A 14,235-nucleotide genomic window follows, 5' to 3' on the forward strand; every position below is an offset into this window, starting at 1 on the left:
CGCAGGCGGCGCAGACGGCCGGAGAGCGGTCCGGGCAGGGCTTCCGAGGCTCGACGCGGACCCGTGTGGACGTGTTCCGGCTACCGCGGTCCGAGATAGGCGATGACGGCCGCGACCCTGCGGTGGGTGTCCGGGCTGTTCTCCAGGGCCAGTTTCATGAAGATCGAGTTCACGTGCTTCTCGATGGCGGAGACCGACAGGTGCAGGGCGCGGGCGATGCCGCCGTTCGACAGGCCGTGCGCCATCTCCCTGAGCACGTCCAGCTCGCGGGGGGTCAGCTCGGCGGGCGGCGGGCTGTCCCTGACGCCGCGTTTGGCCAACAGGCCCTCGACCACCTTGGGGTCGATCACCGAACCACCCGTGGCCACCGAGCGGATCGCGCCGAGCAGCTCGTCGATGTCGCCGACCCGGTCCTTGAGCAGGTAGGCGCGGCCCTCGGTGCCGTCCCTGAACAGGTCGAGCGCGAACAGCGCGTCGGAGAACTGGGAGAGCACCACGACCCCGATGTCCCGTGAGGCCGCCCTGATCCGGTGGGCGGCGTCGATGCCCTCCATGCCGGGCCGTACGAGGTCGGGGGAGCCGGGCATCCGGATGTCGGTCACCACCACGTCGGGGCGCAGCCGCCTGGCGGCGTCCAGCAGGTCGTCGGCGGTGCCCACGGCCGCGACCACGCCGATCTCGCCCGAGGCCTCAAGCAGTCTGCGGGTGCCCTCGCGCACCAGGTAGTGGTCCTCGGCCAGGACGACCCTCAGCTCAGTCATAAGGAGATGCTGCCTGGTGAGGGGTCACGCCGTACATGGGGCTGTCCGCACAACCGCCGGGAACGCCACGGACCCCCGTCCGGTGGGACGGGGGTCCGTGGGCGGGACGATCAGGGAGGGGTCCTCGTTGACCCCCGTGAGGGTCCCGGTGCTCGTCGTAGGGAGGTGCCGGGTACGGCTAGCGCAGGATGCGGGTCCTGACCTTGACGTACTTCAGGTCGACACCGGCGTCGATGCCGTGGATGTTCAGGGTGTCGATGCCGCCCGCGGGGACGTCGATGGAGGCCGTGGCGAACTCGGCCGTCGCGGTGCCCCGGGCGCTTCCCCTGAGCCACACCTTCACCTTGATGGTCGCGGTCCTGCCGGGCCGCAGTCTGTCGAGCAGGCAGCCGACCTCGCGCCCGTCGGCCTCGCAGTAGGAACCGGAGGGGCCGGTGATCTGGACGCGACGCGCCTGCTTGGGGACGTAACCCCCGACGTAGGCGATGTCGGTCGGCCAGCTGCCCACGTTCCTGGTCTTGAGCGTGTAGACGATCGTGTCACCCGCCCATGCCCTGCGCGGGTAGTAGGCGGTCAGCTTCAGCGGAGAGAGCGGGGGAGAGGCGAGGGCTCCCGCGGAGGCTCCCACGGAGGCCACGGTGGGTGGCGTCACGGCGGCGTTCGCGCTCTGCGGGACGAACAGCAGGCTTCCGGCCATGGCTGTGGCGGCGAAGGCGATAAGGTGCCGGCGCATTTCATACTCCAGTCGGAAATGTGGTTTCCCGTTTTGTTCGCTGGAGCAAGCATGTGGTGTCCCACTTGAGAACCTCTTGCGGATGACTGACTCACCCGAGAATGAGGTGAATGTCGCCGAACTCGTGCCAGAGATAACCCTCTTTGAGCGCCTCCGCGTACGACCGTACGAGCAAATCCTCCCCGGTGATCGCCGACAGCATCAGCAGATGGCTGGAGCGCGGTTCGTGCAGGCCGGTGATCAGCCCGTTCACCACCCGCGTCCCCGAGGAGGGGGTGACCAGGTGCGAGGTCCAGCCGCGTGCCGCCCGCACCCGGCCCTTTACGGGGCCCTCCGCCAGGCCCGCCGTCTCCAGTGCCCTGACCACGGTGGTGCCGACCGCGATCACCCGCCTGCCGGAGGCCCTGGTGAACTCCACCTGGCGCGCCGTGGCCTCCGACACCTCGAAGCGCTCCGGATAGGGCGGTTCGTCCCGTTCCGGGGAGGCCACACCGGTGTGCAGGGTGATCGGCGCCACCCCGATCCCGTGCGTCACCAGGCGGGTCACCAGTTCTGTGGTGAACGGCCGTCCCGCGCTGGGCATCTCCGCGCTGCCGGGTCGTACCCCGAAGACGGTCTGGTAGTGCGACAGCGGCCAGTCCCTGCCCACGTAGGAGTAGCGGATCGGCACTCCGTACCGGTGCAGGTAGGCGGGGACGTCACGGTCCAGTACGGCCCGCCACAGCCGAGGCGTGTGCCGCTCCAGCAGCCGCAGCGTCGCGCCCCCCGGCAGCGGCAGCCACTCCCCGACGGCCCCGCCCCGGTACGGCTCACCCGCGGGCTCATCCCCCGAGCCCGCCGAAGCCCCCGAACCCCTTGGGGCCCCCGAGCCCGCCGAAGTCCCCGAGTCCCGTGAGTCGCGGGGCACGCCACGGCGGCGTAGTTCGACCAGCCACGTCCCGTCCTCGTGCTCCGTCGAGAAGTGCACCGCGAGCCGGTCGAGCCGTACCGCGGCGGGCAGCGTGGCCGAGTCGTTGACCACCAGCAGGTCCCCGGGGCGCAGCAGACCGGGCAGGTCGGTGAACCTGTGGTGGCCGATCTCCCCCGTACGGCCCCGCGAGACCAGCAGTCGCACCTCGTCACGAGCCAGCCCCCGTGCCTCCGGTGGCTCGTGCGCCTCAAGTTCGGGAGGAAGCGTGAAGTCCGCGGCCAGAGCGTTCACCGGACCCCGATCCGTCCACTCGCCGGGCGCTCCTCGATCAGCCGCCGCAGGGCCGCCGCGCTCTTGTCAGGGCCCGGGGCCGTCCCCGCCTCCTCGGCGCCGACCGCCGCCGCGAGCATGGCCGTGTTCATCTCCCCGGGATCGACCCACCAGACCGTGACGTCCGGCTCCTCCACGGCCAGCACGTTGGACAGCTGTTCGAGCGCGGCCTTGGTCGCCCCGTAACCGCCCCAGCCCGCGTACGCCTCGACCGCGGCGTCGGAGGAGATGTTGACGACCGCGCCGCCGCTGCTCCTCAGCGAGGGCAGCGTCGCCTGGATCAGCGCGAGCGGCGCCAGCGTGTTGACCAGGAACAGCTCCCCGAGCTGGTCGAGCGGGTAGTCGGCCAGCGAGGGCAGCGGGAGCGCCCCGAGCCCCGAGGCGTTGTTGACCAGCAGGTCGAGTCCGTCCCGCACGGCCAGCGCCAGCCGTTCCCGGTGGGCGGGGTCGGCGACGTCCCCGGCGATGGTGAGGACGCCCTCGCCGAGTTCGGCGGCGGCGGATTCGAGCGCGTCCGCGCCCCGTGCGGTGAGGACGAGCCGCCAGCCGTCGGCGGCCAGCGAACGGGCCAGCTCCAGGCCGAGACCACGGGAGGCGCCGGTGATGAGTGCCGTCTTCGTCATGTCTCGACGGTAGGAACCGGAAGGCGCCGTCCGCATCGGCCGAGGGACCGGGCTGAAGGTCCTAGGACCTGCGGCCCAGAGGTTCCGCCCGGTGAGCGCCTAGAGTTTCACCGTGGAGAGTGTGGGAGACGACCGGGACGTGGTGCTGCACGCGGTCAGTTCCGCCGTCCTGGCGGTGACCAGGCACCTGTCCGTCAGGGAGGTGCTCCAGGTCATCGTGCGCTCGGCGAGGCGGCTGCTGGACGCCCGTTACGCCGCGCTCGGCGTGCCCGACGACGAGGGAGCCTTCGCCGAGTTCGTCGCCGAGGGCATCTCGGACGAGGAGTGGGACGCGATCGGGCCGATGCCCCGTCAGCACGGCATGCTCGGCGCGATGTTGCGCGAGGGCGCGCCGGTCAGGCTGGCCGACATCCGCAGGGACCACCGCTTCGAGTACTGGCCGAGAGCACATCCGGTGCTCACGGACTTCCTCGGGGTGCCGATCCGCGACGGCGAGGCGGTGCTGGGCATCATCTTCCTGTCCAACAAACGCTCGCCGGGCGGCTTCACCGAGGCGGACCAGGACCTGCTCACCATGTTCGCCGCGCACGCCGCGATCGCCCTCACCAACGCGCGCCTCTACGAACGCGGCAGGGAACTCGCGCTGGTCGAGGAGCGCACCCGGATGGCCAGGGAACTGCACGACGCGGTGACCCAGAAGCTCTTCTCCCTCAGGCTCACCGCCCAGGCGGCCTCCTCGCTGGTGCGCCGCGACCCTGACCGGGCGCTCGGCGAGCTGGAGCGGGTCGAACGGCTCGCCGGGGAGGCGCTCGCCGAGTTGCGCGCGGTGATCGTCGAGCTGCGTCCCGCCGAACTCGACCGGCACGGCCTGGCCGAGACGCTCCGTAAGCACGTCCGCCTGCTCGACCGGCTGCACCCGGCGTCGTTCACGTTCGAGGAGAGGCCGGTGTGCGAGCTGGACCCGGCCACCGAGGCCGCCGTGCTGCGGGTGGCCCAGGAGGCGCTGCACAACGCCTCCCGGCACGCCGGGGCCGTCGCCGTCGCCGTACGGCTCGGCTGTGAGGCGGGCAGGGTGGTCCTTGAGGTGCGCGACGACGGGACGGGCTTCGACGTGGCCGCCGCGACGGGCCGTGGCCTGGGCATCGCCTCGATGGAGGACAGGGCGCACGCCCTGGGCGGGGACGTGCTCGTCAGGTCGGCCCCGGGGGAGGGCACGCTGGTGCGGATGGAGGTGCCGGTGTGATCCGGGTGCTCATCGCGGACGACCACCCCGTGGTCAGGCAGGGTCTGCGGACCTTCCTCGCGCTGCAGGACGACCTCGACGTGGTGGGGGAGGCCGCGGACGGCGCCGAGGCCGTCGCGTTGACGGAGTCGCTCAACCCGGACGTGCTGCTGCTCGACCTGAAGATGCCGGTTCTGGACGGCCACGGCACGCTGCTGCGGCTCAGGGAACTGGGCCTGTCCCCCCGCGTGCTGGTACTGACCTCGGTCGGAGACCGCCAGGACGTCGCCCCGGCCATCAGGGCGGGCGCGACCGGGTTCCTCTACAAGGACGTCGATCCCGCCGCGCTCGTCCAGGCCATCCGCGCGGTCAGCGGCGGGCAGGTGCTGCTGGCGGCCGAGGCGGCCGAGGCGATGCTGACGACCCCCGGCGCCGTGCCCCCGCGCACGGCCCCGGCCCCGGCGTCCTCGCTCACCGAACGTGAGCGTGAGGTCCTGGCGTTGATCGCCTCGGGCCGCTCCAACCGGGAGATCGCCCGTGAGCTGACCGTGGCCGAGAAGACCGTCAAGACCCACGTCTCCAACGTGCTGATGAAACTCGGCGTCCAGGACCGCACCCAGGCCGCCCTCTACGCGGTACGGCACGGCCTGGCCTGAGAGGCCCTGGGGGCCGGGATCAGACCAGTTCGGAGATGGCGTGGTGGGCGGCCACGCGGGCTCGCCGTACGGCACGGTCGAGGGCGCGCAGCGCCTGGGCCCTGACCGCGACCTGATCGGAGGTGAGGCCCCGCTCGTCGGCGATCCTGAGCACCGCGGTGAGCCGGGCCGACAGGGCGGCGACGCGGTGGGCACGGGCGGGGTAGCCCGGCGCCAGGCCGTCGTCGAGGGGCTGGGTGTTCCGGTGCCCCTGGGCGGGCCCGCCGACCCCCGTCAGGGCGTCCGTGGCCTCGCGCATCGCCATGGTCAGGGCGTGCTCGGCCTCCGCCAGGGAGGGAATGTCCGGAATGTTAATGCTGGCCTCAAGCACGCTCCAGCGCACCCCGGCGTACGATGAGCCGCGGCGGTCCCTTGCGGGGACCAGGCCCAGGCATCTACCGGGGAAAACGGCTGTCGCCGCCTGCCCGGCCTCGATCGCCGCGGAGTTGAAGGAGGGCGGTCCGGTGAGACCGAGCGGGTCGCCCGCGACGGGAAGCGCCAGGCGCAGCGAACGCATGCCCTCGACCCGCAGGTCGGCGAGGAATCCGCGCAGGGAGACGTCGCCCGTCTCCCCGGCGACGAGTTGGGGGCCGGCCTGTCGCTCCACCCGGTCGGCGGCCTCGTCGAGGCCGACCTGTCCGGTGAGCCAGGCGTTGCCCCAGCAGACCAAGGTGGCCGAGATCTGTGAATCAGGGTGCACCGATCCACGATATGCGCTTGTCCTGCAATAGGTTTTGTTCGAGCGATACTCAAGGAGGCGTAAGGGATGGGCGGTCAGGTGCTTCGGCTACAGGACGTCACCGTCCGCAGGGACGGGGCGGCCCTGCTGCGGGACATCGACTGGACCGTTCACGAGGACGAGCGGTGGGTCGTCATCGGTCCCAACGGCGCGGGGAAGACGACGCTGTTGCAGGTCGCCGGGACGATGCTGTTCCCGGCTGAGGGCGTCGTCGAGATCCTTGGAGAACGGCTCGGCCAGACGGACGTGTTCGACCTACGGCCCCGGATCGGCCTGGCGAGCGCCGCGCTCGCCGAGAAGGTCCCGCCGGACGAGAAGGTCATCGACCTGGTGCTCACCGCGTCGTACGCGATCCTCGGGCGCTGGACGGAGGAGTACGACTCCAACGACGTCACCAGGGCCGTCGAGCTGATCGACCAGCTCGGCTGCGCCCACCTGATCAGGCGCAGGTTCAACACCCTGTCGGAGGGCGAGCGCAAGAGGGTGCAGATCGCCAGGGCGCTCATGCCCGATCCCGAGCTGCTGCTGCTGGACGAGCCCGCCGCGGGCCTGGACCTCGGTGGCAGGGAGGACCTGGTCCGCCGCCTCTCGGTGCTGGCCAACGACCCGAAGGCGCCGACCATGGTGCTGGTCACCCATCACGTCGAGGAGGTGCCCAGCGGTTTCACCCACGCGCTTCTGCTGCGGCACGGCTCGATCGTCGCGCAGGGGCCGATGGATCAGGTGATGACCGCGGAGAACCTCTCGCGCACCTTCGCCGTTCCGCTCACCCTGGAACGCGGCCAAGGCGACCGGTGGTACGCCCGCGCCTACCAGTTCTGAAAGCTGTTTACGCTGTTCAGGGGTCGGTAACGCGAAAACCAAATACCATTCCGAATGAGAGAGATCCACTTGACTCGACCGTCCGGAGTGGCTCATGGAAACGCTTCTTGTCACGCTCGCCGCGGTGGCTGTCGCAGGTTTCGTCCTTTTTAAGGCGATTCACATCATCCCTCAGGCCACCGCGGGAGTAGTGGAGCGCCTCGGGCGCTACCATCGGACGCTCTCCCCAGGCCTGAATCTCGTGCTCCCCTTCGTCGATCGCCTCAAGCGTACGGTCGACCTGCGCGAACAGGTCGTGTCCTTCCCTCCGCAGCCCGTGGTGACCTCGGACAACCTCGTCGTCTCCGTCGACACGGTCGTGCACCTGCGGGTCGTCGACGCCAAGGCCGCGACCTACGAGGTCTCCGACTTCCTGACCGGGGTCGAGCAACTCACCGTGACCACGCTGCGTAACGTGATCGGCGACATGGAGCTCGAACGGGTGCTGACCTCCCGAGACGAGATCAACACCGAGCTGCGCGTGGCGCTCGACGGCGCGGGCAGCTGGGGGATCAAGGTCGGCAGGGTCAGGCTCAAGGCCATCCAGCCCTCCGCGGAGATCCAGGAGTCGATGGAGCGCCAGATCCGCGCAGACCGGGACAGGAAGGCGGCCCTGCTCGCGGCCGACGGCCAGAAGCAGGCGGCCATCCTCAGCGCGGAGGGGCTCAAGCAGGCCGCGGTGCTCAAGGCGCGTGGCGAGGCGGAGGCCGTGGTGCTCAGGGCGCAGGCCGACGCCGAGGCCAAGGCGGTGCGGGCGAGGGGCGAGGCGGACGCGATCGGCATGGTCTTCCGCGCGATCCACGACGGCAAGCCCGACCAGAGGCTCCTCGCCTACCAGTACCTCAGGACCCTTCCCGAGATCGCCAAGGGCGACGCGAACAAGATTTGGATCGTTCCATCCGAAATGGCCAAGGCTGTGGAGAACCTCGGCGGCCTGTTCTCGACCAAGGACAGGACCGCCGAGGAGACCGGCTGACGGCCGTCCGGGGGCTCACAGCAACAGCAGGCGACAGTCGAGGGCGACCGCGAAGAAGGCGACCGCGCTCAGGGTGAGCAGGGTGTAGGCGATCCGGGCGGGTGGCCTCCACCAGCGGGCGCGCCAGGCCAGCGCCGTGGCCGGGACCATCGGTACGGCGAAGGCCAACGCGAGGGTGCCCAGCACGGGCAGGACGGCCAGTCTCGGGGAGTACAGCGGGATGTCGGCCATGAGGACGTTGGGGTCGGCCATCAGCAGGCCGAACCCGGCGAGGAAGGCGGCGACCAGGGCGGCGCAGGCCCAGGCGGTGAGGACGGCCAGGCGGGCGGGCGGCGGCTGTACTCCCTGACGGCGCCGTGCTCCCCGCAGGCGGCGGACGGCGGCGGTCAGGGGCAGGAAGAGCGCCGCCAGCGACAGGGCCAGGGAACCGGTCACGAAGAGCGGCATGGCCAGGTTCTCGTACCCCGGGACCCGCTCGTAGGTCTCCGAGGGGAGCATCGAGGAGACGAGGACGCCGTCGCGGGGGAAGGAGACGCGGGCCGGGCCGCCGCGTTCGGCGAAGAGGCCGGGGGCGGTCTGGACCCAGTGCTGGACCGGCCGTCCGGGGTCGGGGGAGAGACCGGTCGTGGTGAGGGTTCCGTCGGGGCCCGCGGTGACGACCGGGGTGGCGAACAGGGTGGAGACCCTCGTCAGCGCGGTGCGGCTGGTGCGGGCCGACCGGTAGGAGCCCGCGTAACGGGAGACGTCCGTGGTGAGCGGGGCGGGCGTGGCCGTACGGCCTGCGGGGTCGGGGAAGCGCAGATCGACGATCCGGCCCATGAGCCACTGCGCGTCCCAGGCTCCCACGCCCGAGGTTCCGTCGCCGTTGAGGACGACGTAGACGCCGAATCCCTGGTCGGGCATGAGGGCCATGGCGTTGTGGTAGCCGGGGACGTCGCCGTCCTTGTAGAGAAGCCTCCTGCCGCCCCGGGGACGCTCCTCAAGGACGTAGCCCATGCCGGGCATCCGGTCGTCCACGGTGAAGTGCCGCTCCCGCATCATCTGGGCGACGGGGTCGTCCCCCAGCTGGTCGATCATGTAGTTGGCCATGTCGGCCGGGGTGACGGCGGGGCCGGTTCCCGAAGGCGTCCAGGGGGAGTACTGGCCCCTCTGCTCGACGTAGCCGTCTCCGTCCGGCCGGTAGCCCCTGGCGAGCCGCGCCTCGATCGCGGCGGGGTGCGGCAGGGCGGCGGTCGAGCCGGTCATCCGGTGCGCGGCGAAGACCTGCTCGGCGACGTTGCGCGCGTACGGCTCACCGGAGGCGATCTCCACGAGGTGGCCGGTGAGGGCGAGGGCGTAGTTGTCGTAGGCGACCAGGGTGCCCGGTGGCCGTACCCGGGGCGGCGTGCGGGTGCGCAGGCTCTCGGCGAGGGAGGGCAGCTTCGCCGGGTCGTCGTTTGCGAGGCCGACGATGTCGTCGTCGAATCCCGCCGTGTAGGTGAGCAGGTTCTCCAGGGTCACCGGGTGGCCCGGCCAGGTGTCCTCGATCTTGAACGAGGTGAGGTAGCGGTTGACGTCGGCGCGCAGGTCGAGCCTGCCCTTCCGGACCAGGCGCAGTACGGCCTCGGCTGTGAAGATCTTGGCCAGCGACCCGGTGAGGAAGGGGGTTGTGAGATCGACGGGACGGTTCGAGGTCGTTTCGGCCAGTCCGTATCCCCTGCCGAACACCATCCGGCCGTTCTCCACGACGACGACGGCCGCGCCGGGAATCCTGTCCCTGGCGAGAAGTTCGGGGACGAGGCGGTCGAGGGCCGCGCCGAGGTCGCCCGCCCGGCTCTGGGACGCCGGGGGTGCCTGGGGTGCCGCTCCGGCGGTGTGCGGGGTGAGAAGGACCACCAGGGCTGCGAGGGCGGCGGTCATCGCTCTCTTCATGCCCGTCAGCGTGCCGTTTCGTCGGGACCCGCCATCAGTGTCCTGCACCTGTGTTCGACGTGGAGAATGCACGATCGGGGCATATGGTGCATAAAGTGCTGATCGTTGTGGTGGTCCTCGTCGGTGCCGCGTTCGATCCGCTCCATCCGGTGCCGAGCGCGCCGTTCGCCCTCGTCGTCGCCCTGCAGGTGCTGCACTGTCTGACGCCGTGGCGAAGCCGCTGGTCACTGGCCGTTCAGGCACTGCTCCTGCCCTGGGCGGGCCCCGCGGCGGCGGGCATGGTCGCGGCGTCGGCGCTGCTGATCCTGCGCGGGACGGTTCGCTGGTGCGTGTTCGCCACAGTGATCGTCACAGCGGTCGTCACGGCCGCCGTGCTCGCGCCCGCGACGCCGTTCGGGATCACGCTCGCGGCGTTGAACGCCGTCTGCCAGGGGCTTGTCCTGTTCGGGGTGACCCGGCTCGGCGACACGCGTGCCGCCCTCCACGCGGCCCGCGCGGAACTGGCCGCCGGGTCGGTCTCCGACGAGCGCTCACGGGCCGCCCGGGAGCTGGAATCCGTCCTCGGGACCGCGCTGTCCACGATCGTCTCCCTCGCCGGACGCGGTGAGGCGGCGAAGATCGCCGAGATCTCCCGGGCGACGGCCGCGCGGGCCCGCGCGGTCCCGGCCTCGGCGGCAGCGGCGGCTCCCGAACCGGACCTCATGCCCAGGCTCGCACTGCCGATCCTGGTCGCGGTGCACGCCGGATATCTCGTGACGGCGTTGATCTACCTCGGCGGGCGTCCGGTCCTGTCCCTGCTCGCCGCCGGGATCCTCGGGCTGCACCTGCACCACGCGCTGCCCCGCCCGTACGGCGCCCGCCCCAGACACGGCGTCTGGACGGCATGCCTGCTGCTCCTGCTCACGGCCGTCACACTTCTGCTCCCGGGACAGGCCCATCCACAGCTGGCCGGGTTCGCGGTGGCCGGGTTCCTGACCCTCGGGCGGGCCTGGTGGCCCGTGGCCGGGGCGGTCGTGGCCGCGCTGGCGGTCGTGCTGGCCGTACGGGGACAGGCCCCGGCGGAGAACCTGTACTGGACGTTCGACGCCGTGGCCGTCGCGGCCATGTTCCACGGGCTGGCCGTACAGACCTCGCTGGTCCTGCGGGCGAGACGGGCCCAGTGGGCGCTGGCGGCGCTGGCGGCGGCCGACGAGCGCAGGCGCATCTCCAGGGACGTCCACGACCTGCTCGGATACGGGCTTTCCGCCATCACGGTCAAGGCCGAGCTGGCCGTACGGGCGGGGGAGGAGGACGCGAGGGGGCAGCTCGTGGAGATCGCCGCGATCGCCCGCCGCTCGCTGGCCGCGCTACGGGGCATCCCGGACGAGTCCGACCCCCGGCTCTCGCTGGCCGCCGAGGTCGACTCGGCCCGCTCCGTCCTGCGGGCGGCGGGTGTCGAGGTCACCGTCCGCCGGGAGTCGGACAGGGACGACGCGCTGCTGGCGATCGTCCTGCGGGAGGCCGTCACCAACGTGCTGCGGCACAGCGAGGCCGGGCACTGCCTCATCGAGATCACCGGGAACGGACTGCTGGTCGTCAACGACGGCGTCCGTGACGTCCGCGGCGTCGGGGGAGGTGGGAGTGGGACGGCGAACCTCACCGCGCGGGTCACCGCGGCGGGAGGCACGCTGACCGCCGGGCACGACGGCGGTGAATACCGGCTTGCGGTGCTATATCCAGCCGTTCTCGGCGGCGATGCGGACGGCGTCGAGCCGGTTGCGCGCGTCTAGCTTCGTGACGACCGCCCCGAGGTAGTTGCGCACCGTCCCCTTGCTGAGGAACAGCTCGGCGGCGATCTCGGCCAGGTCGGCGCCCTCACCCGCCCGGCGCAGCACCTCGGCCTCGCGCGGGCTCAGCGGGTTCGGCCGGCCGGTGATGGCCGCGGCGGCCAGTCCGGGGTCGACGACGGTCTCCCCCGAGGCGACCCGCCGGATCGCCTCGGCCAGCCGGGCCGGTGGCGCGTCCTTCAGCATGAATCCGCGCGCTCCGATCTCCAGCGCCCTGCGCAGGGTCTCGGTGCCGCCCGCCGAGGTCAGCATGAGCAGCCCGCACTCCGGCGCCCCCGCCCGTAGTTCCCGTGCCGCGTCGAGCCCGTCGAGTTCCCCCGGCAGCTGGATGTCCAGAACCACCACCTCGGGGCGGAGTTCGAGCCCCAGCGTGACCGCCTCCCGCCCGGTCGACACCTCCCCGACGATCCGCATGTCGTCCTCAAGCCCGATCAGCGCGGCCAGTGCCCCTCTGATGAGGTGCATGTCCTCGACCAGCAGAACCCTGATCACGATCCTCCCTCCACACGTCCTCAGTGCCAATGATCCCGGTGTTCCTGTCGGGGGCACCGCCCACCCCGCCGCCGGGCGGAGAGCGTTCCCCTCCTAGCATCCGGTAAGGCAGTGCACCGGTTCACGGGCGCGAGCCGTACAAGTGAGGAGAGGCATGACACCGTGGGAGGCGGTCGCGATCTTCGCGGCCGGAATCGGAGCCGGGGGCATCAACGCCGTCGTCGGCTCGGGGTCACTGATCACGTTCCCGACGATGGTCGCGGTGGGGATACCGCCGGTCGTCGCGAACGTCTCCAACAACATCGGACTGGTTCCCGGGTCGCTGACCAGCGTGCTCGGCTACCGGGCGGAGCTGAAGGGCCAGCGTGCCCGGCTCGTCAGGCTGGGGGTCGGCTCCGTCATCGGGTCGCTCGTCGGCGGTCTGCTGCTGCTCTCCCTGCCCGCCAAGACGTTCAACGTCGTGGTCCCGATCCTGATCGGCCTGTCGTGTGTGCTGGTGGTCGTCCAGCCCAGGCTCAACCGGTGGCTCGCCGCCCGGAGGGAGAGCGCCCACCCGCACGGCGGCCCGTGGCTGTGGCTGGGGGTCCTGGGCGCGGGGGCCTACGGCGGCTACTTCGGCGCGGCCCAGGGGGTGCTGCTCATCGGGCTGCTCGGCAGCGTCCTCGACGAGGACCTGCAGCGGATCAACGCCGCGAAGAACGTGCTCGCGCTGCTGGTCAACGGGACCGCGGCCCTGCTGTTCATCCTGGTCGCGGACGTGGACTGGCGGGCGGTCGCGCTGGTCGCGCTCGGGGCGACGATCGGCGGTTTCTTCGGCGCGAGGTTCGGCAGGAAACTGCCCGCCCCGGTGCTGCGCGGGATCATCGTCGTCGTCGGCATCGTGGCGATGGTCAAGCTGATATACGCCTAGATTCTCCTGCTAATGGGCATGAATAAGGCATGAAGGGCGATCGGGTAGAGATCGTTATCGACGCGGGCGACAGTTCGCGTACCTACGAAGTCATCGCCACCCGCGCGGGCCGCCGCGTCGAGGTGGCCAACAGCCGGGGCGGCGTGATCGAGGTCACCGAGGTCACCCGCAGCGGTACGGCGGTGCGCACCGCCCGCTTCATGTCCAGCAGGATTCTCGCCCTGGTCGAACACCCCGCCGACGGCGAGGCGGACTGACCGCCGGGCCGCCTCACCAGGAGGCGGCCCGGACACCGTACGGCCGGTGCCGGGGCGGTCAGGCCGGGGCGGGACGGACCTGGAGCACGCCGTCACGGCGGATCCGGGTCTCGAAGTACGGCTGCGGCGCCGTGGCCGGACCGTGGGCGACCGTGCCGTCCGCCAGGCGGAAGGCGCTGCCGTGCCACGGGCACACCACGCAGACCATGCCGTCGTCGGAGATCAACTGACCCTGGTGCAGCGGTCCGGCCAGGTGGGAACAGTGGTCGGCGAGTACGGTGACCCCCTCGCCGACCCTCAGCACGAACAGGTCGATGTAGCCGAGACGCCTGGCCACGGGACGCCCGTCCGGCAGGTCCTTGAGCTCGCACAGGTCGTGCCAGCCCAGCGGGACGAGGTGGGCGACCGACTCGGCGTGGTTGGAGCCAGCGGCCTGCCGGTAGGCCAGGTGCCCCCCGAGGTAGCCGCCCGCGCCCGCGGCGCCCAGGCCGATGAACGACAGCAGTTTGCCGCGTCTGTCGTGCCCCGCGAGCCGGAAGGCCAGGGAGCCCACGTACAGTCCCAGCGCGGTGACGTTGGCGATCGCGTGCACGAACCCGACCCGCTGCTGCTCCCGGTGGAGCGCCGACCAGTCGGTGATCCCGGAGGCCGCGGTGGGAATCGCCCCCGCGATGCCCGTGGCGAGCACGGCGCGCGCCGCCCGGGGGTCGGCCCCGGCCAGGTCGAGCACCGCGGTCGCCAGCCAGCAGCCCAGGCTGAGGTCGGTGAGTGGTGGATGGAGCGGTTTCCCCGTCGGCACCCCGTGCAGCAGGTCGCGCAGCCACCCCGGGCCGATGCGCTGCCGTACGGCCTTGGCCAGGACCCGGATGGGCCTGTCCATTCTTTCCGACCGTTCGATACGGCCGGCGATGTCGACCGGGGGTACGAGATGCCGGAAACTGCGGCGGTTCGTTTTGACTGATTCCTTCACGATCGCCCCCTTCTCAACC

15 protein-coding genes are annotated in these 14,235 nt (G+C 71.4%); 7 read left to right on the forward strand and 8 right to left on the reverse strand.

Annotation, left to right across the window (positions count from 1 at the left end; genetic code table 11):
- Positions 1-80 precede the first annotated feature (80 nt).
- The 4 genes from ACFYY8_RS14855 to ACFYY8_RS14870 all read right to left on the reverse strand — a co-directional run bounded on the left by ACFYY8_RS14855 (position 81) and on the right by ACFYY8_RS14870 (position 3,357).
- Complete coding sequence (locus tag ACFYY8_RS14855; RefSeq protein WP_390040894.1) at positions 81-761, reverse strand: response regulator; 681 nt, start codon at positions 759-761, stop codon at positions 81-83.
- A gap of 178 nt (positions 762-939) precedes the next feature.
- Complete coding sequence (locus ACFYY8_RS14860; protein ID WP_390040896.1) at positions 940-1,494, reverse strand: hypothetical protein; 555 nt, start codon at positions 1,492-1,494, stop codon at positions 940-942.
- Between the two features lie 91 nt (positions 1,495-1,585).
- Positions 1,586-2,695 carry an S-adenosylmethionine:tRNA ribosyltransferase-isomerase gene (locus tag ACFYY8_RS14865; protein ID WP_390040898.1) on the reverse strand — a complete coding sequence of 370 codons (1,110 nt, stop codon included), beginning with the start codon at positions 2,693-2,695 and terminating at the stop codon, positions 1,586-1,588.
- Positions 2,692-3,357: an SDR family NAD(P)-dependent oxidoreductase gene (locus ACFYY8_RS14870; protein ID WP_390040900.1), complete on the reverse strand. Its 666-nt coding sequence runs from the start codon at positions 3,355-3,357 to the stop codon at positions 2,692-2,694. Before ACFYY8_RS14870 ends, ACFYY8_RS14865 begins: the two co-directional genes overlap by 4 nt.
- Positions 3,358-3,469: 112 nt before the next feature.
- Between ACFYY8_RS14870 and ACFYY8_RS14875 the strand changes: the two genes are divergently transcribed.
- The gene (locus tag ACFYY8_RS14875) at positions 3,470-4,600 is read left to right on the forward strand and encodes a GAF domain-containing sensor histidine kinase (protein ID WP_390040902.1); all 1,131 of its coding nucleotides are present in this window, start codon (positions 3,470-3,472) and stop codon (positions 4,598-4,600) included.
- The gene (locus ACFYY8_RS14880) at positions 4,597-5,235 is read left to right on the forward strand and encodes a response regulator (RefSeq protein ID WP_390040904.1); all 639 of its coding nucleotides are present in this window, start codon (positions 4,597-4,599) and stop codon (positions 5,233-5,235) included. Before ACFYY8_RS14875 ends, ACFYY8_RS14880 begins: the two co-directional genes overlap by 4 nt.
- A gap of 19 nt (positions 5,236-5,254) precedes the next feature.
- Here ACFYY8_RS14880 and ACFYY8_RS14885 read toward each other — a convergent pair whose 3' ends face one another.
- Positions 5,255-5,974: a hypothetical protein gene (locus tag ACFYY8_RS14885; RefSeq protein ID WP_390040906.1), complete on the reverse strand. Its 720-nt coding sequence runs from the start codon at positions 5,972-5,974 to the stop codon at positions 5,255-5,257.
- A gap of 66 nt (positions 5,975-6,040) precedes the next feature.
- On the opposite strand from ACFYY8_RS14885, the gene ACFYY8_RS14890 reads away from it, so the two are divergent.
- Together ACFYY8_RS14890 and ACFYY8_RS14895 are read left to right on the forward strand one after the other, a co-directional pair.
- Positions 6,041-6,835, forward strand: coding sequence for an ABC transporter ATP-binding protein (locus ACFYY8_RS14890; RefSeq protein ID WP_352010974.1), 795 nt, complete (start codon positions 6,041-6,043; stop codon positions 6,833-6,835).
- 94 nt (positions 6,836-6,929) lie between these two features.
- Positions 6,930-7,850, forward strand: a complete 921-nt coding sequence (locus ACFYY8_RS14895) for an SPFH domain-containing protein (RefSeq protein WP_390040909.1) — start codon at positions 6,930-6,932, stop codon at positions 7,848-7,850.
- 15 nt (positions 7,851-7,865) lie between these two features.
- On the opposite strand, the gene ACFYY8_RS14900 is transcribed toward ACFYY8_RS14895, so the two are convergent.
- A complete protein-coding gene (locus ACFYY8_RS14900) occupies positions 7,866-9,761 on the reverse strand; it encodes a serine hydrolase domain-containing protein (RefSeq protein WP_390040911.1) in 1,896 nt (631 codons plus the stop codon).
- Between the two features lie 95 nt (positions 9,762-9,856).
- Between ACFYY8_RS14900 and ACFYY8_RS14905 the strand changes: the two genes are divergently transcribed.
- Entirely contained in the window at positions 9,857-11,530 is a 1,674-nt protein-coding gene (locus ACFYY8_RS14905) for a sensor histidine kinase (RefSeq protein ID WP_390040913.1), read from the forward strand.
- On the opposite strand, the gene ACFYY8_RS14910 is transcribed toward ACFYY8_RS14905, so the two are convergent.
- A complete protein-coding gene (locus ACFYY8_RS14910; protein WP_390040915.1) occupies positions 11,471-12,079 on the reverse strand; it encodes a DNA-binding response regulator in 609 nt (202 codons plus the stop codon). The genes ACFYY8_RS14905 and ACFYY8_RS14910 overlap by 60 nt on opposite strands.
- A gap of 154 nt (positions 12,080-12,233) precedes the next feature.
- On the opposite strand from ACFYY8_RS14910, the gene ACFYY8_RS14915 reads away from it, so the two are divergent.
- Positions 12,234-12,989 (forward strand): sulfite exporter TauE/SafE family protein, encoded by a 756-nt coding sequence (locus tag ACFYY8_RS14915; protein ID WP_390040917.1) that lies wholly within the window; start codon positions 12,234-12,236, stop codon positions 12,987-12,989.
- A gap of 29 nt (positions 12,990-13,018) precedes the next feature.
- Positions 13,019-13,246, forward strand: coding sequence for a hypothetical protein (locus ACFYY8_RS14920; protein WP_390040919.1), 228 nt, complete (start codon positions 13,019-13,021; stop codon positions 13,244-13,246).
- Between the two features lie 58 nt (positions 13,247-13,304).
- Here the strand turns inward: ACFYY8_RS14920 and ACFYY8_RS14925 are convergent, their stop codons facing one another.
- Positions 13,305-14,126, reverse strand: coding sequence for a Rieske 2Fe-2S domain-containing protein (locus ACFYY8_RS14925; RefSeq protein ID WP_390040921.1), 822 nt, complete (start codon positions 14,124-14,126; stop codon positions 13,305-13,307).
- Between the last annotated feature and the right edge of the window lie 109 nt (positions 14,127-14,235).

Source organism: Streptosporangium sp. NPDC001559 (genome assembly GCF_042893955.1).
Taxonomy (GTDB): domain Bacteria; phylum Actinomycetota; class Actinomycetes; order Streptosporangiales; family Streptosporangiaceae; genus Streptosporangium.

Bases quoted from the DNA above. Each gene is read 5' to 3' on its own strand.
- ACFYY8_RS14920 (WP_390040919.1), top strand. From the start codon at position 13,019: ATGAAGGGCGATCGGGTAGAGATCGTTATCGACGCGGGCGACAGTTCG.
- ACFYY8_RS14855 (WP_390040894.1), bottom strand. From the start codon at position 761: ATGACTGAGCTGAGGGTCGTCCTGGCCGAGGACCACTACCTGGTGCGC.
- ACFYY8_RS14900 (WP_390040911.1), bottom strand. From the start codon at position 9,761: ATGAAGAGAGCGATGACCGCCGCCCTCGCAGCCCTGGTGGTCCTTCTC.
- ACFYY8_RS14870 (WP_390040900.1), bottom strand. From the start codon at position 3,357: ATGACGAAGACGGCACTCATCACCGGCGCCTCCCGTGGTCTCGGCCTG.
- ACFYY8_RS14890 (WP_352010974.1), top strand. From the start codon at position 6,041: ATGGGCGGTCAGGTGCTTCGGCTACAGGACGTCACCGTCCGCAGGGAC.
- ACFYY8_RS14895 (WP_390040909.1), top strand. From the start codon at position 6,930: ATGGAAACGCTTCTTGTCACGCTCGCCGCGGTGGCTGTCGCAGGTTTC.
- ACFYY8_RS14915 (WP_390040917.1), top strand. From the start codon at position 12,234: ATGACACCGTGGGAGGCGGTCGCGATCTTCGCGGCCGGAATCGGAGCC.
- ACFYY8_RS14925 (WP_390040921.1), bottom strand. From the start codon at position 14,126: ATGGACAGGCCCATCCGGGTCCTGGCCAAGGCCGTACGGCAGCGCATC.
- ACFYY8_RS14860 (WP_390040896.1), bottom strand. From the start codon at position 1,494: ATGCGCCGGCACCTTATCGCCTTCGCCGCCACAGCCATGGCCGGAAGC.